Here is a 24,347-nt window from a genome sequence, read left to right on the forward strand (position 1 = left end):
GGGCGACCGGGATCTTGTCGTCGTAAGCCGTGCCGAGTTCGCGGTTCGGGAGCCGCTCGCGCCGCCTCGGTATTTGCGTCGGACAGCGAAGCAATCTTGGGGGGGTAAAACGATGACCAATCCGTGCGCAGGTGCAACTGTGAAAGATCAAGGCCCGGGCGATCCTCGCCGAGCCTTTGATCCCTACTCTTATTCATGGCTAACGCATCAGGGCATCATGGCGAAAGCTCCTCCAGAACCTGACCCTTGGTCTCGACCGCGAAGAGGGCCGTCACCAGGGCGCCAACGAGAAGGATCGCTGCGAACGCGCCGAAGACATATTGGATGCCCATCGACGACATGACCCAACCCACCGCGATAGGGCCCGCGGAGGATCCGAGACGAAGCCAGGCGCTGCCTGTACCCGTGCCAATGGCACGAAGGCGGGTCGGGTAGATTTCCGCCGAATAGAGATAGAGCGAGAAAGTCACGGTTTGGACGATGGCGTAGGCGAGACCGGCCAGGATCAGGACCTGTGTTGCCGACGTCGCACCCAGCCAAGCGAGGATGACAAGCGGGACCGGTGCGATCAGAAGGGCACCGGTGTACCAGCGCTTGCGACCGACCTTGTCGATGAGCAATGCGCAGATAACGGCCGCGATCACGCCACCGACCGAGGTGATAAACCCGTATAGGATACTGGTTTCCAGCGGCAGGTTGAATGTCTGGCGATAGAGGGTCGGAAGCCAGGTGATCGTCCCATTGGCGACCATATAGGCACAGAACCACATCGCCCAGATCGACAGTGTGCGCTTGAGATAGATGCCCTGGAAAAGTTCACGCCAGTCCGATCGACGACGGACGGGGGCGGCTACGATTTTCGGCTCCGGCAGATCCTTGCCGGCAGCACGAGCGCTGTTCTCCAACTTGGTGACGATCCGGTCGGCTTCCTCATAGCGGCCGTTGGCGGCAAGCCAGCGAGGTGATTCATTGAGGAACCAGCGCAGCGGGATCATGAGGACGGCCGGGATCAGGCCGACGACGAACATCGCCTTCCAGCCATAGGCTGGGACCATGAAATAGCCGATCAAGCCTGCGCCGACGAGGCCGAGCAGAAACATGACCTCATACAGCAGGAAGAAGCGGCCCCGCCCCTTCGAGCTGATCAACTCGTTGATATATGCACTCGCGACCGGAACTTCTCCACCGGTTCCGATGCCTTGAATGAAACGCAATGCCATCATCATGCCGGCACCGGCCGCAAAAAGGCATGCGACGTCCATGCTGACGAAGAGCAGGATGGTGAATAGCAGCACTTTGAGACGGCCGATCCGCTCGGCAAGCCAGCCAAAGCAAATGGCGCCGATCAACTGCCCCAGGTAGCCCATCGACAGGATCATGCCCGTCTGTCCCGGGGTCAAACCCCATTCGCGGACAAGAACCGGCATGGCATAGGCTATGGCAATGACGGTGTAGCCGTCAAAGAATGTCGCTGCGCCGACGATATTTCGAGCCCAGAAGACCTCCCGGGTCACTGGCAGCCGTTCTAGGCGGGCGCTGATTTCAGCTTGGGTGTCGACGGCCGGCGACGGCGCGGCCATCCGTTGTTCGATATTCATGTTTCCTCCCTCTGCCCGGCCTACTCTCCCAGCCTGGCGTCGAACCTACGCGTTGGATGTCTTAAACTTCGGGACCCTTTGGTATGGTGTCGCTGTGGATCCGGAAGGCATGGCTCTCTCATCGGCTAACCAGGCACCAGCGTGACAGACGGTGCGACCGCGGCACGTCACTCCCGATGCGCCCGCAATCCCCTCCCCGCTAGGAGCCCCCGCTCGAGAGGCGGGGGCGTCCTCAGTCACTCGGCTGCCAGAAGCTGCTCAACCCGGCCGATGCCGGCAGCATCAAAGGCTGCAAAGATCTCCGCTTCGGCCTTTTCGCCGAGGTTCTTCAGGGGCTCGCGGATCGTGGCATGATCAAGCACGCCACGATGGACAAGCCCAAGCTTGAGGGCGACGGTGCCCTCCATATGGGAACCACGGTGGTAGACGGCACGGGTGACTGGAAGGAGACGTTCGAAGATCCGGCGGGCTTCCGGATAGTTCTGCGCCTTTCCTGCCTTGATCAGGTCGATCAGCAGCTCCGGTGTGATATTGCCGTAGCCCACGAGCAGGCCGTCGACATCGAACATGGTCGGCAACAGCCATTCGTCATGGCAGCTCAGGATCTGCAGGTTCGGGTTGGCCTTCTTGAGTTCCGGAATCTCGACGTACCAGCGCTTCATGTTTCGAACGCCATTTTTGGTGGCGACGACGCCATCCTGGGTCGCGATCGCAAGCTGGGTGTCCAGGTCGTAGGAAGCCTTGGTGGCATCCGGGTACTGGAACAGGATGCACTGCAGGCCCGATTCCTGCCAGATCGCCTTGTAGCGATCCTGCGGGGCGCCTTTCTGGAAGCCGAAACGCAGCCAACCATGGTTTGGATAGACAAGAGCGCCGGTCGCGCCGGCAGACTTGCACTTCTTGGCTTCTTCTGCGGCAACCTTGGTACCCTCGCCGGTGATGCCAGCAATGATTGGAACCCGACCATCGACGGCTTCGACATAGGTGCGGATGAGCTTCAGGCGCTCTTCCTCGGTCAGGAACGTGCCTTCGCCGGCATGGCCAAGGATAACGAGGCTCTTGACGCCGTCCATGCCGGCAAGCCATTTGGCAATACGGGCATTGGCCGGATAATCTACCTCTCCGTCGCGGGTAAACGCGGTAACGGGTGCCGGGCTCAGACCTCTCAGATCCATCGTTGGCATAGGTTTTTCTCCTCCTAGATAGCCGCTGTCCGCCTTTGCGATCAGCGATGGGATCGTTAATGGGAACGTTCCCACTATCGTTTCCGATTTTGCTGGAGTCAACATTTTTTTTGTTGCATGGTTGGCGCGTTGACCGCGAGAACGCCGCAGATGGAAAAAACCGAAATGGATTCAAAGCCCGGAGAAGTGAGCCGTCAGACACGGGTGACCATCCTTGATGTCGCGTCGGCAGCTGGCGTTTCGAAATCGACGGTATCGCGCATCCTCGATGAACGACTTCCCCGATCCGACAACGAAACTTCGCGCCGCGTCCGGAAAATCGCCGAAGACATGGGTTATGTCCGAGACGTCTCCGCAGCGAGCCTCCGACGCGGCAACACGATGACGGTTGGCGTGATCGTGCCCCGGCTGACCGATACCGTCATGGCAATGCTTTATGAAGCCCTGGCAAAAGCATGCAGCAGAAGCGGGCGCTTCGCGATTGTCGCAACGACGGATGACAAGCCCAAGGCCGACAGACTTGCTGCGGAGTCTCTTCTGAAACGAGGCGTCGACGGCTTGATCCTTTCGACTGCCCGCGAGGATGACGATTTTCCTGACAAGCTCGCGGCCCGGGGGGTACCTTTTGTCCTGGCGTTGCGTACCGATGGACGGAGCCTTTCTTCGGTGGGCGACGACAGGCTGGGCGGATATCTGGCGACGCGCCACCTCCTTGATCTCGGTCATCGTCGTATCGGAGTGATCGCCGGTCCTTCATATGCCTCCAGCTCGCGCGGGCGCGTCGAAGGCTACAGGCAGGCACTGCAAGAGGCCGCCATCTCGCTCCGCCCGGATTGCATTGTGCCGTCGACCTTCGGGATCGACGCCGGAGCGGATGCGGCCCTGCAGCTCATGCGCCTCAAAGATCGCCCGACGGCGATCTTTGCCGTGAACGACAACACCGCAATCGGTGCTCTTTCCGGCCTGTCACGCCTCGGGATATCCGTACCCAACGATGTTTCAGTCGTCGGATACAACGACATCCCGATCGTCAATCATCTTCCGACGCCGCTCACGACACTGCGGGTCCCCTTCGAGCAGATTGCGTCAAACGCTTTGGACCTGCTCACAAGCGGCACCATTTCAGCTGACGATCGAATCCGTATTTCGGCTCCGACCCTCATACCCCGAAAATCGTCTGCGAAACCCTGCTCTTGATGGGATTGAACCAGCGATCTGCTCACATATGAGCGTCTTCACCCAAATTGCCGAGGCCATGTTGACAATCGGCTGCCCGTGGCGGGATATGCATGAGCGATACGGAAAGTGGAATTCCGTCTATGTTCTGTTCCGTCGCCGGGCCGAGCAAGGGGTGTGGGACGCGCATCGCTACGACAAGACCAAAACATCATTCGCGGCATTCCTGGCGATCGCCACGGCGAATATTTGGCTCCCCCACTTTATCAACATGACCCAAATCGGCGTTGATCGGTGCGAAACGAAGACGGTTATTCTCAAATTAACTGCCAAACGACGCCACCGAAATTGACGATCGCATCGTCTTTATACATTAGGACGGGCGATCCAGGCTTGATCGCGGTGAGCTGTACAAGCCTCACTAACCGAGAAGCTCCCCAGCTCCCTCCCGCCGGCTTAAGCCGGTAGAAGTGTGATGCGGTGGGTGGTTTCCAGCGCGATGCGGGCGTCGCTATAGAGGAGCGGCACGTATTCACCTTTCGACCAGGCGTGGGCAAGGTCGCCGTAATGCGGCGAACGGGGATCACCGGACTGACCGGGTGTGTTGATGCAGACGCTATTGTCCCAGTCGCCGACATCCATGATAAGTCGGACGGACGCGCCCGCGTTGACGCCGAAATCGCCCATCCGGTAACCGGCATGCATGGGCGTCGAACGGCTGCCGCCGATGGACAGCGGGCCGACGTTCCAGTCGGGGTCCCCTTCGGTCTTGATGCGGCTGGTCGCGTGTTCGAAGAGCGCGCGGTGCAGGTCGCCCCAGCGCCAGGCCGACGAATTAGGGCCAAGCCGGATTTCGCAATCGGCAAAGCCTACGGAAAGCGTCGAAAGCAGCATGGAGTCGCGGTCGGCGGCGTCCCAGAGCGCGCCGGGTTCGCTGAGAAGTACCAGCATGCGGTCGACATCGCCTGGCAGCAGCAACTGGCGGACGGTCGGGTTCGGTGCAAACCTTGCCAGCAGTGCCGGTCGCAGGTGCTTCATCCACCAGACTTCGAACAGCGCCGCCGCCGCACTCCCCGCTTCGAGACGATAATCCCAGCCGTTGAAAAGCTTTAAGGCATGTTCCTGCCGGTCATCCAGCGGTTGACGGCTGGCAACTTTTTGAAGCACGGCGCAGATGGTCGCGGCCGGGCGGGAATAGATGTCGGTCTGCAGCGCCGTTGAGCCCTTCAGCGTGTGTTTGGGATCGGACCGCAGGACCGATTTGATACGCAGGGCGCGGCTCACTTCCGCCCATTCGTGTCCGATCGATGGAGCGCTTGGATCGCGGTCGGCCGGCAGGTTCATCTCGTTGGCTGAAGCGACGAAACCATCGGCCGGGTTATAAGCACGCGGCAGTTCGCCGGCGGGCAGGAAGCCGTCCCATTCGTGGCTGCCATGGCCCGGCACGGGCAGCAGCCCTTCCCAGTTGCGGCGCACCGGTGTGAAACCGGCGGTGAACCAGCCGATATTGCCGTCCACATCGGCGCTGACATGGTTGACCGAGGGCGTACCCCAGGACCCGAGCGTCTGCGAAAACGCCTGCACCGAACCGCTGCGCATATAAGACAGGCTGCCGAGATATGCGGCCGAACCGGGCGACAGCCAGACGGAGCGGATGGCGATGACCTGACGGATCTTCCGGTTTTCGTGGAGGATCGGGCCGTGGCGGGTGAAAGACAGCGTCATCGGCTGGTCGGGATGGCCCTTGACCGCGAAACTCTCCTCGATGCGGGTGATCTTCTCCCAGCCGTCGGCGTAACGATATTGTTCCGGATCGCCGTCCTTGGTCGCGTAGACATAGACGTCTTCCTGGTCGGCGCCGAAGATGGTGAGGCCGAAGGCGGTGCGGTCGTTATGGCCGAGCGAGATGCCGGGCGCGGTCGGCTCGCCGGTGCCGATGGCATTGAGGCCCGGCGCTTGGAGGTGAACGAGATAACGTAGCGACGGCACTGCGTGCGCTCGGTGCGGATCACTTGCGAGGATCGGCCGGCCGCTTTCGGTGCGCGAACCGTGGACAGCCCAATTGTTGGATCCCTCCTCCGCGATCGCCTGGACGATATCGCCGAGATCGGTGACCTCAGTCCATTTCCAGACGTCGTCCAGCCCTGCCGCAAGCCGGGCCTTGTCAAAAGTGACGGCCGCCGTGGCGAGCTTGAAGAGGCGCGTCGCGGAAAGCGGAATATCGGCGAGCGAAATCCCCTCCTCCGGCTTCGGCGAAACCGGCGGATCGAGCTCGAAGCGCAGCAGGTCGGTCTCCGCATCCGCAAGCGCCATGATGTTGGCGCGGAGGATTTCGGAAATGCCGTTGCGGGTCAGCGCGTGGCTGCGGATCCGCACCACATCGGCCGGCTGCCAGCGTGACGGCCTGGTGCCGAAGACAACGAATTCTGGCGGCAACCGGGCCGGCTCTGCTTCGCAAAGCGCGACATAGGCATTGATGCCGGCGACAAAGGCGGTGCAGATCGCTTGTGTATCCGGCGCATAGGAGGTCCATTCGGGAGCCATGTCGCCGCGGTAGAGGAAATGCCGGGCGGCGTGGTCCTGCGCCAGGTAACCAGGGCCGAAGTCGGCGGCGAGCAGGCCGAGGCCGCGCTTGCGCCACAGGTCGAGCTGCCAGAGCCGGTCGCGGGCGGCGTTGAAACCCTGGACGAAGAACAGGTCCTTGTCGCTTGCCGCCTTGATATGCGGGATGCCCCAGCGGTCGATGCGGATTTCCGCCTGCGCTTCTAGGCCGGTCAGCCGGAGGGTTTCGTGTGCCTGGGCGTCAGTCATGTCAGTCTCTCATGCGCGATGGCTTCTTAGGCGTGGTGGCTTCTTAGGCGTGGTGGCAAGCGACGCGCGCGCCATCGGCACGGGGCGTCAGTTCCGGCCGTTCTTTCGAGCAGATTTCGGTCGCCAGCGGGCAGCGCGTATGGAATGCGCAGCCGGACGGGATGTTTGAAGGACTTGGCAGTTCGCCGCTGAGGATAAAGCGCTGCTTGGCGCGCTGCACTTGCGGATCGGCTTCCGGCACGGCCGACATCAGCGCCTTGGTATAGGGATGTTTCGGATTGGCGAAGAAGGTGTCGCGATCGGCCATCTCGACGAAGCGGCCGAGATACATGACGACGACCCGGTCGCAGATATGCCGCACCACGCCGAGGTCATGGCTGACGAAGAGATAGGAAACGCCGGTGCGCTTCTGCAGCGCCACCAGCAAGTTGAGGATCTGGGCCCGTACCGAGACGTCGAGCGCCGAAACCGGCTCGTCGCAGATCAGGAGATCCGGCTCGAGGGCGAGCGCCCTGGCGATCACCACGCGCTGCCGCTGGCCGCCGGAGAACTGGTGCGGATAACGGTCCGCGTGTTCGGGCCGCAGGCCCACCTGCTGCAGCAGCGTCGCGACCCGTTCCTTCAGTGCCCTCCCCCTGGCGACGCCGCGGACGATCAGCGGTTCGCCTATCGTGGCCCCGACGGTCGAGCGCGGATCAAGGGACAGCGCCGGATCCTGAAAAATCATCTGCACCTTGCGGCGGATGTCGTTGAGCTCGCGGCGATTGGCGCCGACCACTTCGTCACCACTGATGCGGACGCTGCCGGAGATCGGCGCTTGCAGGCCGACGATGGTGTTGGAAAGCGTCGACTTGCCGCAGCCGGATTCGCCGACCAGCGCCACGGTCTCGCCGCGGGCGATATCGAGGTCGACGCCATTGACGGCCTTGACCACCGGGCCGGACTTGCCGAGCAGGCCGCCTCGGCCGCCGAAATGTACCGCGACGTCGCGGATTTCGAGTACGTTCTTATGATCGCTCATGCCGCCACCTCGCGGATTTCCGCCATGCGGTCGATATGCCAGCAGGCCGAGCGATGGCCTCCGCCGCAATCAAAAAGCGGCGGTTGTTCGGTGCGACACTTGTCGGTCGCCAGCGGACAGCGTTCGGTGAAACGGCAACCGACGCCGAATTCGTTCGGCGTCGGCACCGTCCCCTCGATCGTCGCGAGGTCCGCCTTGGGCGCATCATCGAGCTTGGGAACGCTGGCAAGCAGCAGGGCTGTGTACGGATGCTTCGGCTGCCGGAAGAGATCGTGCACCGGCGCAATTTCAGCGATGCGGCCGGCATACATGACTGCCACGTCGTCGGCGATGTCGGCAACCACGCCCATGTCGTGGGTGATCAGCACGATCGCGGTGCCGCGGTCGGCGACCAGCTTCTTCATCAGGTCGAGGATCTGCGCCTGGATGGTCACGTCGAGCGCCGTAGTCGGTTCATCGGCGACCAGAACGCGCGGGCCGCAGATCAGCGCGATCGAGATCATGATGCGCTGGCACATGCCACCCGACAGTTCGAACGGATATTGATCCAGCCGCCGGGTCGGGTCGGGAATGCCGACATCGACCAGCATCTGCCGCGCCTTCTCGTAGGCCTCTGCTTTTGAGACGCCGTGGTGGACCCGATAGGCCTCGGCAATCTGCGAGCCGACGGTCGTCAGCGGGTCGAGCGAGGCGCTCGGTTCCTGGAAGATAATCGAGATGTCCTTGCCGCGCGCCTTGCGGAACTGCCGTTCCGAGAGGGCGGCGAGATCGGTGTTTTCGAGCATGATCCGGCCGGCGGTGCGTTTGGCGGCCGGCGGCAGCAGGCCGAGCATGGCATAGGAGGTCAGCGACTTGCCGCAACCGGATTCCCCCACCAGCGCCATGACCTTGCCGGGCGCGACGGTGAAGGAGATGTCGTCGACGACGTTGGCGCCACCGATATCGATGGTCAGCCTGTCGACGGAAAGCAGCGGCTTGGCGGCGTCCATGATCTCTCCTCAGCCTGCCGTCTTCGCCCGTTCAGGGCGCTTGTAGTTGCCGATCGAATTGCCGCCGTCGACGCTGATCACGGCGCCGGTGATGAAGGCGGCCTTGTCCGAGCAGAGATAGGCGATCGCACCCGGCGCATCCTGTGGCCCGCTGGCGCGGCCGAGCGGAATATTCTTCAGCATGTTGGTGACGTATTCGTCGGAAAGTTCGCTCACCTCGCTGCCCGGCGCAAAGCCTGGCTCGACGACGTTGACGCGAATGCCGTATTCGGCAAGCTCCAGCGCAAACCCCTTGGAAAGCCGTTCAATCGCCGTCTTCGACGTGCAATAGGGGACGGAATTCTGGTTCATCTTGCGGGCGGCACCCGAGGAGATGTTGACGATCGAGCCGGCCTTGCCCTCCGCGATCATCAGCTTGGCGAATTCGCGTGACAGCACGAAAGGCGCACGCAGGTTGACGCCGAAGACGCGGTCCCAGTCGGAGAATTCCATCTCCAGCAGGCTGAAACGGGTATAGATGCCGGCATTGTTGACGAGAATGTCCGGCGCCTTCCATTCGCGCTTCACGAGATCGACGAGTTCGAGCATCGAGGCGTCGCTGGTCAGCTCGGTCGCATGCAGGAGAACCTTGGAGCGGTCGAGACCGAGCTCGGAGACCGCCTTTTCCAGCCCGTCCATGCGGACGTCGCTGAGACACAGCCTTGCGCCTTCCCGGGCGAAATAGGCGGCGGTCCAGCGACCGAAAATGCCGGCGGCGCCGGTGATGACGATGGTCTTGTTTTCGAATTCCATGACTTAAAACCTCAAAGCGCCAAAAGACTCAACGGCTGCGGGAACGTGGGTCGAGCTGGTCGCGCAACCAGTCGCCAAGCACGTTGACGGAAAAGACGAGCAAGAAGAGACAGGCGCCAGGAAAGGCGACGATCCACCAGGCCCGCTCGATATATTGACGGCCGACGCTCATGATCGAGCCCCAGCTCGAGGCCGGCGGCTGGATGCCGAGGCCGAGGAAGGAAAGGCCGGCTTCCATCAGGATCATCAGGCCGAATTCCGCGGTGGCGACGATCAGCACCGGGCCTGCGATATTCGGCAGAATGTGATGGAAGAGAATGCGCGCCGCCCCGGCGCCCGCAAGTTCCGAAGCCTTGATGAACGGCAGGTTCGCCACCTGCAGCGTCTGGGCATAGGCGACGCGGGTATAACGCGGCCAGCGTGTCAGGCCGAGCACCAGCACCAGCTTCAGAAAGCCGGGGCCGAGCACCGCGACGGTCAGCACCGCCAGTAGGATCGCCGGGATCGACATCATGATGTCGACCAGACGCATGATGAGGATCTCGATCTTGCCACGGAACCAGCCGGCGACCATGCCGAGCGTGACGCCGACCAGCGACGAGACGACCACGGAGAGCACGGCGACCGAGAGCGAGACGCCGGCGCCGTAGAGCGTACGCGACAGCAGATCGCGGCCGAGATCGTCGGTGCCGAGCCAGTAGGTGATACCGCGCATCTCGAAGCCCGGCGGCTTCAGGCGGCCGAGCAGGTTCTGCCGGTTGGGGTCGGCTGGCGCCACCCAGGGTGCGAAGATCGCCAGAAGCACGATCACCAGGAAAATGATCGATACGATGACGACCGAGACAGGGACCCGGCGAAGGCGTTGGCGGAGGGCGAGGACGGCGGTGCTCAAAGCCTTCTCCTTATCGGACCAGACGGATGCGCGGATCGACGAGCGCGTAGACGAAATCCGCGATCACGCTGGTCAGCACATAAACGAAGGAAATCAAAAGCACTATGACCTGGACGACCAGGAAGTCGCGCGACTGGATGGATTGGATGGCAAGCTGGCCGATGCCCGGCCAGGCGAATACGGTCTCGACGATGACGGCACCGGCGAGCAGATTGCCGATCTCGAGCGCGGCGATGGTGATCACCGGGATCGCGGCATTGCGCAGCACGTGGCGGAACACCACGGAGCCGAGCGACAGGCCGCGGGCGCGCCCTGCCCTGACATAGTCCTTGCCGAGCTCGTCGATGATCGAGATGCGGGTCATGCGGGCGAATGTCGACATCGAGATCGCCCCAAGCGCTAGCGACGGCATGACCAGCGAGGCGAAGTCGCCGGAGCCGGAGGTCGGCAGCCAGCGCAGCGTCACGCCGAAGAAGAAGATCAGCACGATGCCTGACAGGAAGGTCGGCACGCTCTGGCCGGTGACGACGATCGCCGTCAGCAACCGTTCGAGCCAGCCGCCGCGCCTGGTCGCCATGATGATGCCGGCCGGGATGCCGATGCCGACCGCCACCACCAGCGCGCCAGCGGCGAGCATCGCCGTATAGGGCAGGCGCGAAACGACGATATCGAATGCCGGCACTCGCTGGACGACGGAAATGCCGAAGTCGAGGTGCGAGAGACCGCCCAGATATTCCAGATATTGCACCCAGATCGGCCGGTCGAAACCGAGCTGGCTGCGCAGTTGGGCGATCATCTCGGCCGATGCGTCCTGCGGCACCAGCAGCAGGGTCGGATCGCCCGAAAGATGCATGACGACGAAGACGATGGTGAGAACGCCGAAGATCGCAATGATCGCCTGTAGCAAACGTTCGACGGCGTATCTCAACATGGTTGCACTGCCTTGTCTTTTACTGCTGCCAGCTCATGTCCATGACGAACATGGCTTCGTTGGCGGTCGGCTGCCACTTCAGCTTCTTGGCGGCTCCATAGAGCGCATAGGCCTGGTAGAGGCCCATGCCGGGAACGTCGTCCTTCAGGACCTGGTAGGCCTGTTCGTAAAGCTTCAGACGCTCCTTCTGGTCGAGGATGACGCGCGCCTTGTCGACCGCTTCATCGAACTTCGGGTTCGAATACTTGGCCCAGATGCTGCCGGTGCGGAACAGCGGGAAGATCACGCCGTCCACGTCCTGGCAGGCGCAGGACCATGCACCGAAGGCAAGACCGCCGGCATTGGCGGGATCGCCCTGGCGGCGCTTCAGGAAGGTCGCCTGGTCGCTGGACGAGATCTCCACCTTGAGGCCGGCCTCGTTGACCATCTGCTGAATGGCTTCGACGGTTGCGCGGCTATAGGCAGGCGAGGTTAGGAATTCGACGGTCGCGCCTTCCGCACCGGCGGCCTTCACCAGTTCCTTCGCCTTGTCGAGATTGTATTCGTATCCCTTGACCTTATCGGTGTAACCGAAGACCGGTTCGGCACCGAGCACTTCCACCGGCTTGCCGTAGCCTTCGAGCAGGGCTTCGACGAGCGCCTGACGGTCGATCGCATAGGCGATCGCCTGGCGGACGCGGACGTCCTTGGTAACGCCGCCCTGGGCGTTGATGAACAGGTAACCGATGCGCTCGGTCGGAACCGAGAGGACCTGCGAATTGCTGTCGTTCTTGATGCTTTCGGCCTGATCCGGCGGCACGTCGCGGATGAGGTCGGCCTTGCCGGTCTTCAGGTCGGCGATGCGAGTGGAGACGTCGGGCACCGTGCGAAAGACCACCTTCTGGAACGGCGGCTTGGCGCGCCAATAGCTGCCATAGGCTTCGAGTTCGGTCTGAACGCCCTTCTGCCAGTTGGCCATCTTGTAGGGGCCGGAACCGAGCGGCTTCAAGTTGAATTCCTGGTCGCCGACCTTTTCGACATAGGCCTTCGGCACGATCGACAGCTTGACGAGCTGGGCGAGCAGCGCCGGATAGGCGGACTTGGTGGTCATCTTGACCACGGTCGGGCTCACCGCCTCGGCCTTGGCGATCTGGTCGAACTGTGAGAGCTGGGGGCTCTTCAACTTCGGATCGATGATGCGGTTGATCGAGAAGGCGACGTCCTCGGCAGTGAGTTTCGTACCGTCCTGGAAGGTCACGTCGTCGCGGATCTGGAATTCGATCGTCTTGTCGTCGAGATATTTCCACGACTTGGCGATCTGCGGCACGATCTCGCCCTTCACGTCGCGCGTCAGAAGGTTGTCGAAGATATTGCGGTAGATCGAGTAGCTGTCGGTGTTCCACTGCAGATGCGGATCGAGCGTTGCCGCATCGTTCGGCAGGTCGATGGTCAGCGTATCCTTGGTTTGCGCAAGTGCAGTCGACGCGGTGAGCGCCAGTAGCATGGCGGCTATGGATGCGAATTTGGCAGACATGTTCCTTACCCTCATTGTTGTTGCTGCTGTATTCAAGAACTGCTTACGCCGCCTTCTCTGCGGTCTTTAGCCCGGCCTCGTCGGCACAGTAGCGCGCCAGTTCTGCATGGGTGCAGAACCAGACGTCGCCCTTCGACTTGGCGAGCCGAATAATCTCTTCCAGAATGAATATGCGGGAACGGTGTCCGACGTGATGCGGGTGCATGGTGACTTGGAACAACCCGCTCTCTTCCCAGGCGACTTCGAGTTCGCGGGCGAAGATGTCGAGAACCATGGCAGGGCCGCCATAGGGTCGCGCCCCGGTCATCCGGTCCATCGCCACATAAGGCGCGTCGTCGCGGATCCATTCGACGGGAATTTCGACCACACCGGTCGGCTCGCCGTCTTCTAAAAGCTCGTAGGGCTCCTCATCGGCCATCAGCGAGGAATCGTAGAGCAGGCCCATCTCGCGGGCAATCTTCAGCGTATAAGGGCTGAAATCCCAGGATGCGGTTCGCATGCCGACCGGGCGGATGCCGGACAGGCGTTCGAGCGTGTCGGCGGCACGCAGCGCCAGGTCGCGTTCCGTCACCTCGTCGAGACGCGAATTGAACTCGTGTATCCAGCTATGAATGCCAAGCTCGTGGCCGGACGAAACCACGGTCTTCACTTCGTCCGCATTGATCATCGCCGAGACGGCCGGCATAAAAAAAGACGCCGGCACGGAATATTTTTCAAGCAGGCGCAGGATGCGCGGCATGCCGGCGCGGGCGCCGTATTGGCCGCGGCTCATTGTGCCGAAGGAGGCTCCGCCATGGCGCAGTTCCATCGTCTCGTGATCGGAATCGAAAGACAATGCCACTGCCATGCGCGCGCCGTTTTTCCATTTCGCCGGTCTCAGGCTACGCCCGGCACGCACCTTCTGAACCTTTTGCTGCCAGACACTATCCGGCCAGGTCCAAGGTTCGGAGGCATCGTTTTGCTTATTCGGCGCATTCATGAGATCGTTCATCCTTATCAGCGCAACACTCGAAAACGTGAGTGGCTGCTTTCTAGGCAGAATTGTTATGAGCCGATCCGATAACCATCAATGGGGGTCTTGTTCACATATATGAACTCCGAAATCAAAAGTGCTGGCCGGATTCTCGATCTCCTGGAATATATGGCGTCCCGCCGGGAAGCGGTTCCGCTCGCCCAGATCGTGCGTGATCTTTCGTTCCCGAAAAGCAGCGCCCATGGCCTCGTCCAGACACTCGCCGCCCGTGGTCATGTGGTCCAGGACGATGCCGGCCGCTATATGCTCGTCGAGGCGAGCCGGCACGGCTTCCCGTTCAGACGCCATGAAGAGCCGCTGGTCGTGGTAGCGAAACCATTCATGGAAAAACTGCGCGACGAGTCCGGCGAGACCATCCTGCTCGCGACGATGAACGCTCATTGCGATATCCGCCGGCTGGCGAAATGCGTCAGCCGGCATCGGGTTCGTTATGACGTCAATCTTGACGCAGCGATCGCCGCCTATTGCACCGCGACCGGCCGCGTGCTGCTCGCCTTCACGCCGAAGGAGGCGCTGGAGCACTATCTTTCCCGCGTCCAGCTCCTCTCCTATACCCGCTATACGGTGACCGATATCGAGCGCATCCGCGAGATGCTCGTGAAGATCCGCCGGGATGGCTACGCACTGAACGACCAGGAATTCGTCACCGGCTCGACCGGCATTGCCGCGCCGATCTTTGACGGCACCGGCGCGGTCGCCGCCGCGCTCAATCTCGGCGTTCCGACAGTGCGCTATAATGAGCGACGCGAAGGCTTTCTGCTGATGGTGCGCAGTGCGGCAGACGATATCAGCCGGGCGCTCGGTTATCGCCGCTGACGTTCATTCGCACCGCGGGATGATGGAAAGCGCTGAAATCCTGCATCATTTGGAAAGCTACGCTCCTTCGTCCGAGCATTTTTGAACAAACGAAGCCGGCCTTCGAAGTTGTCACTTTATCGGGCGGCGATCAAATGGCCCGCGGGGCGAGTTTGGTTTATGAACGCTCACCCGCTTGAACGGGTTAAAAATCCCACGGGTTGAGGAGTACGAGACCTGTCGTTTCAAAATCCTTAAGATTGCGCGTGGCCAAGCGCCCTCCGTTAACACGAGCTATTGCAGCGATCATTGCGTCGGGTGCTGACATTGCGTGCCCCCGACGAGCCGCCTGCCCCATGATCTCACCATAAGCGAGCGCCGCTTCTTCTGTGAGACCAAACATCCGATCGGCAAACCGACGACGCCATTCCGCCAGCCCCTGTTCCAAACGCTCGGCCCGCTGGTCCGGCCTAATCTTTTGAATGCCGAAAGCAATCTCGGCAATTGTCACAGTGGGCAATGCCAATTCCGCGTCGAACCGAACCAGCCAGGCCATGACGGCTTGGTGAGGATCCTTCCGCAACGTCTCCGAGACAACGTTGGTATCGAGAAATATCAAAGCTCGATGCCTTGGTGAGGACTACGGCTTTCACGGATGAGGGTATCCAGGTCAATATCGGTGGCAGCTTGCGCGTTGACCCGCGGGTAAAAGGTCGCCGCCGGTTCGCGACCCGCCTCGCGTGTCTCGTAGGCTTCAAGCGCGCGTTCGACCACTTCGGCAATCGAACGATTCTCACGACGCGCGAGCCGGTGAGCCAGATCCCTTGCCTTGGAGCTTCGAACAGAGAGTTGTGGTGCGGCCATTACAGTCTCCTTTGCAGAAAATATAAGCTCATCGCGTGCTGCCATCAAGATGGCAGATGCCGGCGTGCCATCCACGAGACACCTTGCCTTCGTGGAAGGAGCAATCAGCGGTGCGCGCGATGAACTTGCTCGAATCCGGACAGCCTCTGGGAATTTTCCGCCACTGGCGCCCGATATATACCTCCGCGCAGCGAGAGCTCAGCAGGGTTCCGGAGATCCTGCATGAGGAGTTCGAGGCTTTATCGGGGCAAGAACAACATGCCGAGCTCTCCTGATCGAAGTGGGCAGGGCGATGGATGCGTTCTCATTTGCGCTCAGCTCAGTCAGCCTTCAATACTTGGCTACACATCCCATGAACCGGCAGTCGGTACCCAGCGGCAATCGACACACCCGATAGCGAGCCGGCACGATCATTTGAGGCTCTGTTCGGTCGCGGCGTCGAACAGATGGACGTTGCTTGCAGCAAATGTCAGCCGAACGGTTTCGCCCGCCGCCACTACGCTCCTGCCGTTCAAGGCGATGACAATCTCAGGCGTGGTGGCGGTGGTAATGAACGTTGCCGCGCCGGTCGTTTCAACTGTCGCGACATCCACCTTGAAGCCGACGGCGTCGGCCGCGGCGAGAGTGAGATGCTCCGGGCGGATGCCGACGATCAGGGCACGCCCAGCCGGCAGCGGACAACCGAGATCGACGGTTTGCGGCTCGGCAAGATCCAGAACAAGGGCTTTTCCGTCAGGCGTCGCACGCGCCGGAATGAAGTTCATCGCCGGCGACCCGATGAAGCCGGCGACGAAGCGATTGGCCGGGCGGTCGTATAAATCGAGCGGCTTGCCCTGTTGTTCGATAATGCCATTGCGCATGACGACGACATGATCCGCCATCGTCATCGCCTCGACCTGGTCATGGGTCACATAGACCGAGGTCGCGCCGAGGCGGTCGTGCAGCGCCCTGATCTCCTTGCGCATGTGAACACGCAATGCTGCGTCGAGGTTCGAGAGCGGTTCGTCGAAAAGGAAGGCTTGCGGATTGCGGATGATGGCTCGGCTCATCGCGACGCGCTGACGTTGCCCCCCAGACAGTTCCCGGGGATACCGGTGGAGCAGGTTCGACAATCCGGTGATGGCCGCCACGTCGGCTGCCGCCCTTTGCCTCTCTGCCTTTCTGACCCCGTTGATCTTCAGGCTGTAGGTCAGGTTTTGTTCGACCGTCATATGCGGGTAGAGCGCATAGGACTGGAACACCATGGCAAGATCGCGCTTTCGGGGCGGCACCCCGTTCATGCGTTTTCCGGCGATGACGAGGTCGCCGCTCGATATGGTCTCGAGCCCCGCCAGCGAGCGCAGCAGCGTGGACTTGCCGCAGCCGGACGGGCCGACCAGCGCGACGAACGAGCCCTTGCGAATGGAAAGATCGATATCCTTCAGGGCATGATAGGCGCCGTAATATTTGTTGACGGCCGAGAGTTCGATTTGGTGGGTCATTTCAATGCTCCCGATGTGAGCCCGGACACGATGCGACGCTGCAACAGAACGAAGATGGCAAGGATGGGCGTCACATACATGGTGGCGTAGGCCATGATGTTGTTCCACTCGCTGGTGTTCGGCCCCATGAAGGAATTGAGCCCGACGCTGGCGGGCTGGAGTTGAATGTCCTGGATCATCGATTTGGAATAGACGAATTCGCCGAAGGCCTGCATGAAGATGAGGATGGCGCTGACCAGAATACCGTTGCGCGCCAGTGGCAGAACGATGTTGAAGAAGGCGCCGATGCGGGAATTGCCATCCACCAGCGCCGCCTCTTCGAGTTCCATCGGCACGGCCATGAAGGTTGCGCGCACGAGCACGACGAAAAAGGGCATGCTTTTCGCGGTAATGGCCAGGATAACGGCAAAGCGCGGATATTCGAGCAGGCCCACTTGCGAAAAACCCACGAAGATCGGCGTTATCATCAGCGAGGCCGGCAGAACCTGAAACATCAGGATGAGGAAAAGCCCGATATCCACCCAGACATTGCGGTAGCGCGCCAGCACATAGGCACAGCCGGTGCCCAGAAGCGCGATCAGCGCCACCGCACCGAAGGCAATGACCGTGGAGTTCCACAGGTAGCGGCCCATGTTCCGGCTTTCCCAGACATAGGTGAAGGTCTGCCATTGGGCAGAGGACGGCCAGAATGTCGGCGGTGTGGCGAACATTTCCGAGCCGCTTTTCAGCGCCGTCAGATACATCCAGTAGAGCGGGAATAGATAGACGGCCGCCATGACCACGGACAGGGCAAGCAACAGCCGGTTTCGCGCGATTTCGCTCATCCGCGCACCTCATGGCGTGTGGAACGGACATAAACGGTTGCGGCAAACATCACGAAGACGGTCATGATGACGGAAATGGTGGCGCCCTTGCCGAAGTCGTACTGCCGGAAGGACAGATCCCAGGCCCAGTATTGCGCGACATTGGAGGAATTGTTCGGTCCGCCATCGGTAATCGCGGCAAACAGATCGAATTGCTGCAGTGTGAAGATCAGCCCGAGCGCGATGATCGCGCCGATGGTGGAGCGCATCATCGGCAGGGTGATGGTCCAGAAGCGTTGCCAGGCATTGGCGCCATCCATTTCCGCCGCCTCGTAGAGATCGGCAGGAATGGCGGCAAGACCGGTGGCGAGCAGGATCATGTTGAAGGAGGTGCCGAGCCAGATATTGGCCAGAATAACCGCCCAGAGCGAGAAATTCGGATCGGACCTCCAGAAGATATTGCCGCTGACGAGGCCGGTTTGCTGCAACAGAAAATTGAGCACGCCGAAATCCCCGGACAGGATCCAGTTCCAGATGGCGCCGACAACGAGACCGGGCATGACCCAGGAAACCAGAAAGAGGCCGCGCAGCCAGGACGCGCCGGGGAAATTGATCCAGAAGAACAGGGCCAACGAGAAGCCAACGAGAAACTGCCCAGCGATCGACCCCACCACGAAGATGACCGTGTTCTTGAGGATGGATAGGGTTTCAGGCTCGGTGAACAGGTCGACATAGTTTTTGAAGCCGACAAAGGGCCGGATGACGCTGGCAAGGCTGAGCATGTCCACTTCCTGAAAGCTCATCAGGATGTTGTAGAGCAGCGGAAGCCCTGCCAGTGCCAGGAGAAACGTGAAGGGCACGCCGACCAGAACAAGGTCGAAACCGCGGCCATCCGTTACGCTGGAGAACACTCTTTTCATCGAAACCTCGCTAGAGCCTGCAGGACGGCCCGGCGGATGGGTGCCGGGCCGTCGTCGCGGGAGGGTAGCTGCTTCAGCCGTCGATCGACTTGATCTTCGCGGCCGCCTGATCGAGCGCGGCCTTCGGCGCCATCTGGCCTGTCAGGGCCGCCTGTATCGCGTCCTGGATGGCTTTCGAGATTTTCGGCCATTCCGGCGAAGGGCCGCGAGGCTGTGCATATTTCAGCTGTTCCACGAAGGTTTTGAGCGCTGAATCCTTCAGGGCATTGCCCGTGGGCGGGACCGGAAGGTCGGATCGGGCCGGAAGCTGGCCGAAATTCTTGTACATGGTGGCATCCTTGGAAGCGAAGAATTCCAATGCCTTGAAGGCCTCTTTCGGATGTTTGGTGCTGGAAAAGATCGCCCAGTTGAAATCACCCATGGCGGATGAACGCTGAGCGCCCTCGCCCGGCACCGGCAGAAGAGCGGTGCCCCATTGGAATTTGGCATCGCTCAGCATCCGGTCGATTTCCCATGGACCGGAAATCGCCATGGCCGCATTTCCGGCATTGAAGGTGGCTGTCGAATCCCATTGGCTTCGGGTGAGCGTATCCGGCGAGGCCAGCTTTTCATCCAGCATCTGCTTCCAGGTGGTAAGCGCGTTGACGGCACCTTCGCTGTTGATCGATTTATAGGTGGCGCCGCCCATCTGCGCCCAGGGTAGGAACTGGAAAGTGCCCTCCTCGTTGGCCTTGGCGGAAAAGGTGATGCCGTAGATGTTCTTTGAAGGATTGGTAAGCTTTTTCGCCGTCGCCACCAGGTCGGTCCAGGTCTGCGGCGGCTTTTCGGGATCGAGACCTGCGGCCTTGAAGAGATCCTTGTTGTAATAAAGCGCAATCGTGTTGGTCGCCTTCGGCACCCCGTAATATTTGTTGTCCCACATCACCGATTTCAGCGGGCCGGGAAAATAGTTCTCCGGCTTGATGACCTTGGATTGCTGGATCATGTCGGTGAGATCCAGAAAGGCCTTGCGGGAGGCGAACATCGCATGATTGGGATTGTCGATGGCAATGATGTCGGGTGCCTTGCCCGTGGAATAGGCGCGCATCGCCTCGCTCACCACGTCGTCGAACTGAAGCTGGCGATATTCGATCTGGATGCCGTTATTCTGCGCGTTGAATTCCTTGATGAGGCTTGGCGCGGGCTGGATATCGCGGTCCAGCGACCAGAGGACGAGTTTCACGTCCTCCGCTCTGGCGCTTATGCCGGCAAGTGAGACACTGGCTAGAGCCAATGCAATGGAAATCATAGTCCTGCGGATACCCATGGTTCTCCTCCTTCTTGGTTATCCTCAATTCTCATCCGGCTGGCGCAGAGCTCCTTCTATGGCCAGCCGGCCTGCGCATCAGACCGGATCGACGACGAATGTGCCGCCCCTTGCCTGTTTCAGATGGTTCAGGGCGTGGATCTGCCCTGTCATTTCCAGCGCATCCCGATAGACAGGATCATGCCATCCCTCGATGTCGATGGAGCCCGACCAGCCGGCCAGCCGAAGTTCCGAAATAATGTCGGTCCAGTTGCTGTCGCCGAAACCGGGCGTGCGCATGAACACGAAGGGATGTTTTCCGAAGATGCCGTGCTCGCGGATCACGTCCCAGCGGATGGTGGCATCCTTGCCGTGCACGTGGAAAATCCGCTGCGCCCATTTGCGGATCTGCGGCAAGGGCTCGATGAGATAGACCATCTGGTGGCAGGGTTCCCATTCAAGCCCGATATGCTCGTCCGGCGTCTCGTTGAAAATCAGTTCCCAGGCATCCGGATTATGGGCGATATTCCAGTCGCCGGTTGCCCAGTTGCCGTCCATGGCGCAATTTTCAAAGGCGATGCGGATGCCCTTGTCGGCCGCGCGGCGGGCAAGCTCGCTCCAGATTTGCCGGTAACGCGGCAGGCTTTCCGTCAGCGGCCTATTGCGGATGCGCCCGGTGAAGCCGGCAACGCAGGTGGCGCCGAAGTGATGGGCATTGTCGATGCAGTCCTTCCAGCCCTGAAGCGTCTGGAGATCCAGTTCCGTTTCTTCCAGGGGATTGCCGAACATGCCGATGGTCGAAATGGTAATGTCCCGCGCGCCGATGGCCTCGCGGCAACGCTTGCCAAGCTCGGCGATGTCCTGGCCGTTGGTGGTCTGCCAGAAAAAGGGCTGGAAACTTTCAAAGCCCATATCGGCGATCTGGGAAATCCGCTCGGCCGCCTGGCCCTTGGTGGCGCTGATCATCGTGCCGATGCGGATGGAATGGTTTCGCTGTCCGGTCATAGTGCTGGCCCTTATGCTGCGAGGTCGATGGTTTGCCGGGATCTGGCGCTTTCGATCGCACCAAACACCATGGCAAGGCTCTTGATGTTGTCCCAGCCCACTGTTTCCGGCACGCCGCCGGTTTCGATGGCTGAGAGGAAATCGGCGATGACGCTGGCATGTCCGTGGGTTTCCTCCTCACGGGCGGGCGGCAGAACCTCGATCGGCGTCGCGCCGCGCAGCAGCCCGCTATCGCTTCCCGCAACGGAGGCGCGGAAAGTGTCTTCTCCGTCCCAGGTCAACATTCCGTTCGAGCCGACGATGCGCCATTCGCTTTCCCAACTCGTGCGCTGGCCTTCCGCGCACCAGGAGCCGCGATAGGTGAAAACCACGTCGTCGGTGAGCTGAAACACCGCATTGGCGCTGGCGCCGTGGGCATACCAGGAGCCGGGTGGATTTGTTTCCAGGCAGTAGACGGAAAGCGGTGTCTTACCGGAGACGAAACGGGCCGCATCGAAAGTGTGGATCGCCATGTCCAGAAGCAGGACATTGTCCATCTGCTCGCGGAAGCCGCCGAAATGCGGGGCAATGAAGAAATCGCAATGGATCGCGGTGATCGCGCCAATCGCGCCGCTTTCGACAAACCGCCGCATGCGCCGCACACCCGAAATAAACCGCCGGTTCTGCACGATGGAATGAATGCGCCCGACAGCCTCTGCGGCGCGGATCAGGTCTTCCGCCTCTTCCATCGAGGTCGCCATGGGTTTTTCGCTCAACACATGGCATCCGCGGGAAAGCGCGGTCTTGACGACAGAATGGCGGGCGGCGGGAATGACGACGTCAAATACAATGTCCGCGCCGGTTTCGCTCAGCACCGCGGCGAGATCGGATCCGATAGAGACCGGCTGAAGCGAAAATTCAGCGGCCAGCGCCTGCGCAACCGAGAGGTCGAGATCGACCAGACCCACGACGGTCAGCGCCTGCTTCAGCGCCGGCGTGGACTGAAGTGCGCGCAGCCATCCTTTGGCCATTGCTCCGCAGCCACACAAAACGACCTTGTATGTCACCAATTTCCTCCCATGCAATGTTTACGGCACGACACCTCCTGTGCATCCGTAAACGTTTACGGTACTATGAACGCATCAATTTTTTTGTCAATACTGCTTCCGAAAACGATTACGGTCTTATACCGAACCCTCAAGAGGCTCCCTGTGACAGGCATCCGCCAACTTGCCGATTATCTGGATATTTCCATTGGCACCGTGTCCCGCGCTCTCAATGGAAAGGCGGACGTGAATGCGGAAACCCGCAGGCGCGTGCTGGAGGCGGCGGAGAAGCTGGGCTATGTCCCCAACCAGTCGGGCCGCTCGCTGCGCAAGGGCTCGACCGGCGTCGTGGGCTTCATGATGCAGACCGGGCCGGAAATCAACAGCCAGGGGGATGCCTTCTTCATGAGCGTTTTCGACGGGGTGCAGACTGTGCTTAGCCGACACAAGCTGGATCTCGTCGCCCTGCTCTGCTCTTCCAACGAAGATCCCTATGCCTATCTGCAACGCACCGTGGCGCGCGGCTTTGCCGATGCCATCATCCTCTCGGCCACCCGGCGCAACGATGCACGGTTCGAGCTGCTGCACCGGCACAACATTCCGTTCATCTCGCTTGGCCGCAGCCTGACCGATGTCGGCCAACCCTGGATCGATCTGGATTTCGAAGGAATGGCGGAGGTCGCGATCGAACGGCTGGTCAAGGCGGGCCACAGAGATATCGGGATCATCTGGCCTCACGGCGATCTCAATCTGGGTTACGTGTTCGCCGAGCGATGCCGCAAGGTGCTGGCAGAACATGGGCTTGCCCTCAACGAGGATCATATCTTCCGGGCAAAACCGAGCGAAGCGGGGGGCTACGCTGTAGCCCATGAGATCGCCTCCAGATCTCCACGCCCGTCGGCAATCGTGCTGGTCAATGAGATCCTGGTTACAGGACTCTACAAAGGGCTTGAGGACGCTGGCGTTAAGCCGGGCAAGGACATTGCGATCATCGGTCGCTACAGTCCCCAGGCTCAGTACCTCTCTCCGGCCCTGACCTGCTTTACGTTGTCTCTTCGTGATCTGGGGATCAGCCTGGCGGAGCATCTGCTGTCAGTCATACCCGACTATCAGTCCCATTACGTCGGACAGACATCCCGCGTGATCTGGCCTATGACATTGATCGAGGGCACAAGCGGCTGAACGGCCTCATTCTGCGCCGCTGCCCCCCGGCCATTGCCGAGCACCAAGTGCGTTCAGGCCGATTTCTGCCTACTCGTCGTCGGCAGATGCCAATGGCATCTTTTCGAGTTGAGAGAGCAGCGCCACCAGCTTCGGTGTCATCTCGCGGATTTCCACGATATGCGCTTCGCTTAGGCGGCCTAGCAGTTCCTCGGCCTTGTCCGTTAGCCGAACGGTCTGGCGCCGTCGGTCTTCCTGATCCACTTGTCGCGCTGCGAGCCCCCCATCCACAAGCCGGTTGATCAGTTCCGTCGCGGTATGAGGGGCGACGATGAGCCGTTCGGCGAGCATTCCGACCGTCATCGGTTTGCCGTTGCGATTGCCTTTTATCGCCAGAAGCGCCTGGTGCTGCTGGGGCGGCAATCCTTCTACCTGCGCGGCGGATGCACTGAAATCCATGAACTGCCGAAGCGCATAACGAAGGTCGGCGAGCGTTTCGTAGTCTACCTGCCTGAGCCTACTGAGCTTCTTCATCTGCTCTCCGTTTTCGTCAGCAGTCAAAGCATCCATGTCATGCGCTGCATCTTCTGGCGATCCTGCAGGACCCGGAGCGCCTGCATCAATTCCGGCGCCATCTTCCGGATCTCGAATAGATGGGCACTTGCCAGTCGGTCAAGGGCATCTTCCGCCTTGGGCGTAAGACGAATAACGTGTTTGGCGCGACCCACCGTTGACGGCCCTGCCTCGACATAACCTTCGTCGATCAGTTGCTGAATAAGGTCATCCACCAGTCTACCGGTCATCAGGAGGCGCTCGGCCAGCATCCGCGCGGTCATCTGTCTGCCGCTCGGCAAGCCCTTTATCGCCAGCAGCGCCTGATGTTGCTGGGGCTTAAGACCGAGCTTATCCGCCTCTTGCGCGCTGAACTGCCGGAACCGGCGGATGCTATAACGCAAGTCGGCGAGTGCTTCGTAATCTCCCGCGGTGAGACGTTCCTGATGTTTCATGATCATGCTGCTCCCGGATTTACGGCTTGATTTACATCGTATCACGATATATTCGACATGC

The 24,347-nt window shown here is 60.8% G+C and carries 24 protein-coding genes; 4 read left to right on the plus strand and 20 right to left on the minus strand.

The annotated features are described in order from the left end of the window. Nucleotides 1–215: 215 nt before the first annotated feature. Both MOV61_RS00545 and MOV61_RS00550 read right to left on the minus strand, forming a co-directional pair. Nucleotides 216–1,598 carry an MFS transporter gene (locus MOV61_RS00545; protein WP_247135132.1) on the minus strand — a complete coding sequence of 461 codons (1,383 nt, stop codon included), beginning with the start codon at nucleotides 1,596–1,598 and terminating at the stop codon, nucleotides 216–218. A gap of 236 nt (nucleotides 1,599–1,834) precedes the next feature. Then, nucleotides 1,835–2,782, minus strand: coding sequence for a dihydrodipicolinate synthase family protein (locus tag MOV61_RS00550; protein WP_247135133.1), 948 nt, complete (start codon nucleotides 2,780–2,782; stop codon nucleotides 1,835–1,837). A gap of 165 nt (nucleotides 2,783–2,947) precedes the next feature. On the opposite strand from MOV61_RS00550, the gene MOV61_RS00555 reads away from it, so the two are divergent. Further along, a complete protein-coding gene (locus MOV61_RS00555) occupies nucleotides 2,948–3,979 on the plus strand; it encodes a LacI family DNA-binding transcriptional regulator (protein ID WP_247135196.1) in 1,032 nt (343 codons plus the stop codon). Next, nucleotides 3,864–4,310: a transposase gene (locus MOV61_RS00560; protein WP_258718732.1), complete on the plus strand. Its 447-nt coding sequence runs from the start codon at nucleotides 3,864–3,866 to the stop codon at nucleotides 4,308–4,310. Before MOV61_RS00555 ends, MOV61_RS00560 begins: the two co-directional genes overlap by 116 nt. 104 nt (nucleotides 4,311–4,414) lie before the next feature. Here MOV61_RS00560 and MOV61_RS00565 read toward each other — a convergent pair whose 3' ends face one another. The 8 genes from MOV61_RS00565 to MOV61_RS00600 are packed head-to-tail and all read right to left on the minus strand — an operon-like array spanning nucleotide 4,415 to nucleotide 13,886. Next, entirely contained in the window at nucleotides 4,415–6,769 is a 2,355-nt protein-coding gene (locus MOV61_RS00565; protein WP_247135135.1) for a penicillin acylase family protein, read from the minus strand. A gap of 43 nt (nucleotides 6,770–6,812) precedes the next feature. Next, a complete protein-coding gene (locus tag MOV61_RS00570) occupies nucleotides 6,813–7,790 on the minus strand; it encodes an ABC transporter ATP-binding protein (protein WP_247135136.1) in 978 nt (325 codons plus the stop codon). Beyond that, the gene (locus MOV61_RS00575; RefSeq protein WP_247135137.1) at nucleotides 7,787–8,779 is read right to left on the minus strand and encodes an ABC transporter ATP-binding protein; all 993 of its coding nucleotides are present in this window, start codon (nucleotides 8,777–8,779) and stop codon (nucleotides 7,787–7,789) included. The genes MOV61_RS00570 and MOV61_RS00575 overlap by 4 nt, the downstream gene beginning before the upstream one ends. Nucleotides 8,780–8,788: 9 nt before the next feature. Beyond that, the gene (locus tag MOV61_RS00580) at nucleotides 8,789–9,571 is read right to left on the minus strand and encodes an SDR family NAD(P)-dependent oxidoreductase (protein ID WP_247135138.1); all 783 of its coding nucleotides are present in this window, start codon (nucleotides 9,569–9,571) and stop codon (nucleotides 8,789–8,791) included. A 28-nt stretch (nucleotides 9,572–9,599) separates the two neighbouring features. After that, the gene (locus tag MOV61_RS00585; protein ID WP_247032586.1) at nucleotides 9,600–10,463 is read right to left on the minus strand and encodes an ABC transporter permease; all 864 of its coding nucleotides are present in this window, start codon (nucleotides 10,461–10,463) and stop codon (nucleotides 9,600–9,602) included. Nucleotides 10,464–10,473: 10 nt separating this feature from the next. Next, nucleotides 10,474–11,394, minus strand: coding sequence for an ABC transporter permease (locus MOV61_RS00590; protein WP_247135139.1), 921 nt, complete (start codon nucleotides 11,392–11,394; stop codon nucleotides 10,474–10,476). A gap of 19 nt (nucleotides 11,395–11,413) precedes the next feature. Then, nucleotides 11,414–12,907 (minus strand): ABC transporter substrate-binding protein, encoded by a 1,494-nt coding sequence (locus tag MOV61_RS00595; RefSeq protein WP_247135140.1) that lies wholly within the window; start codon nucleotides 12,905–12,907, stop codon nucleotides 11,414–11,416. A gap of 43 nt (nucleotides 12,908–12,950) precedes the next feature. Next, nucleotides 12,951–13,886 carry a polysaccharide deacetylase gene (locus MOV61_RS00600; RefSeq protein WP_247135141.1) on the minus strand — a complete coding sequence of 312 codons (936 nt, stop codon included), beginning with the start codon at nucleotides 13,884–13,886 and terminating at the stop codon, nucleotides 12,951–12,953. Between the two features lie 111 nt (nucleotides 13,887–13,997). Between MOV61_RS00600 and MOV61_RS00605 the strand changes: the two genes are divergently transcribed. After that, a complete protein-coding gene (locus MOV61_RS00605) occupies nucleotides 13,998–14,756 on the plus strand; it encodes an IclR family transcriptional regulator (protein ID WP_040125876.1) in 759 nt (252 codons plus the stop codon). A gap of 184 nt (nucleotides 14,757–14,940) precedes the next feature. Here MOV61_RS00605 and MOV61_RS00610 read toward each other — a convergent pair whose 3' ends face one another. From MOV61_RS00610 to MOV61_RS00645, 8 genes are all read right to left on the minus strand, one after another. After that, nucleotides 14,941–15,354, minus strand: a complete 414-nt coding sequence (locus tag MOV61_RS00610; RefSeq protein ID WP_040125380.1) for a type II toxin-antitoxin system VapC family toxin — start codon at nucleotides 15,352–15,354, stop codon at nucleotides 14,941–14,943. Continuing rightward, a complete protein-coding gene (locus tag MOV61_RS00615; RefSeq protein ID WP_247135142.1) occupies nucleotides 15,351–15,599 on the minus strand; it encodes a type II toxin-antitoxin system VapB family antitoxin in 249 nt (82 codons plus the stop codon). Before MOV61_RS00615 ends, MOV61_RS00610 begins: the two co-directional genes overlap by 4 nt. Before the next feature lie 410 nt (nucleotides 15,600–16,009). Further along, nucleotides 16,010–17,080 carry an ABC transporter ATP-binding protein gene (locus MOV61_RS00620; protein ID WP_247135143.1) on the minus strand — a complete coding sequence of 357 codons (1,071 nt, stop codon included), beginning with the start codon at nucleotides 17,078–17,080 and terminating at the stop codon, nucleotides 16,010–16,012. Next, the gene (locus MOV61_RS00625) at nucleotides 17,077–17,904 is read right to left on the minus strand and encodes a carbohydrate ABC transporter permease (protein WP_247135144.1); all 828 of its coding nucleotides are present in this window, start codon (nucleotides 17,902–17,904) and stop codon (nucleotides 17,077–17,079) included. Before MOV61_RS00625 ends, MOV61_RS00620 begins: the two co-directional genes overlap by 4 nt. Then, nucleotides 17,901–18,803 (minus strand): carbohydrate ABC transporter permease, encoded by a 903-nt coding sequence (locus MOV61_RS00630; protein WP_247135145.1) that lies wholly within the window; start codon nucleotides 18,801–18,803, stop codon nucleotides 17,901–17,903. The genes MOV61_RS00625 and MOV61_RS00630 overlap by 4 nt, the downstream gene beginning before the upstream one ends. Before the next feature lie 73 nt (nucleotides 18,804–18,876). Beyond that, nucleotides 18,877–20,109 carry a sugar ABC transporter substrate-binding protein gene (locus MOV61_RS00635; RefSeq protein ID WP_247135146.1) on the minus strand — a complete coding sequence of 411 codons (1,233 nt, stop codon included), beginning with the start codon at nucleotides 20,107–20,109 and terminating at the stop codon, nucleotides 18,877–18,879. 78 nt (nucleotides 20,110–20,187) lie between these two features. Further along, entirely contained in the window at nucleotides 20,188–21,093 is a 906-nt protein-coding gene (locus MOV61_RS00640; RefSeq protein WP_247135147.1) for a sugar phosphate isomerase/epimerase, read from the minus strand. An 11-nt stretch (nucleotides 21,094–21,104) separates the two neighbouring features. Beyond that, entirely contained in the window at nucleotides 21,105–22,139 is a 1,035-nt protein-coding gene (locus MOV61_RS00645) for a Gfo/Idh/MocA family protein (protein ID WP_247135148.1), read from the minus strand. Between the two features lie 144 nt (nucleotides 22,140–22,283). Here MOV61_RS00645 and MOV61_RS00650 point away from each other — a divergent pair, with 144 nt between their 5' ends. After that, nucleotides 22,284–23,300, plus strand: coding sequence for a LacI family DNA-binding transcriptional regulator (locus MOV61_RS00650; RefSeq protein ID WP_247135149.1), 1,017 nt, complete (start codon nucleotides 22,284–22,286; stop codon nucleotides 23,298–23,300). Nucleotides 23,301–23,369: 69 nt separating this feature from the next. Here the strand turns inward: MOV61_RS00650 and MOV61_RS00655 are convergent, their stop codons facing one another. Then, the gene (locus MOV61_RS00655; protein WP_247135150.1) at nucleotides 23,370–23,813 is read right to left on the minus strand and encodes a MarR family winged helix-turn-helix transcriptional regulator; all 444 of its coding nucleotides are present in this window, start codon (nucleotides 23,811–23,813) and stop codon (nucleotides 23,370–23,372) included. 23 nt (nucleotides 23,814–23,836) lie between these two features. Continuing rightward, the gene (locus tag MOV61_RS00660) at nucleotides 23,837–24,292 is read right to left on the minus strand and encodes a MarR family winged helix-turn-helix transcriptional regulator (protein ID WP_309493466.1); all 456 of its coding nucleotides are present in this window, start codon (nucleotides 24,290–24,292) and stop codon (nucleotides 23,837–23,839) included. Between the last annotated feature and the right edge of the window lie 55 nt (nucleotides 24,293–24,347).

It is taken from the genome of Neorhizobium sp. BETTINA12A (genome assembly GCF_023006485.1).
Taxonomy (GTDB): Bacteria; Pseudomonadota; Alphaproteobacteria; order Rhizobiales; family Rhizobiaceae; genus Neorhizobium.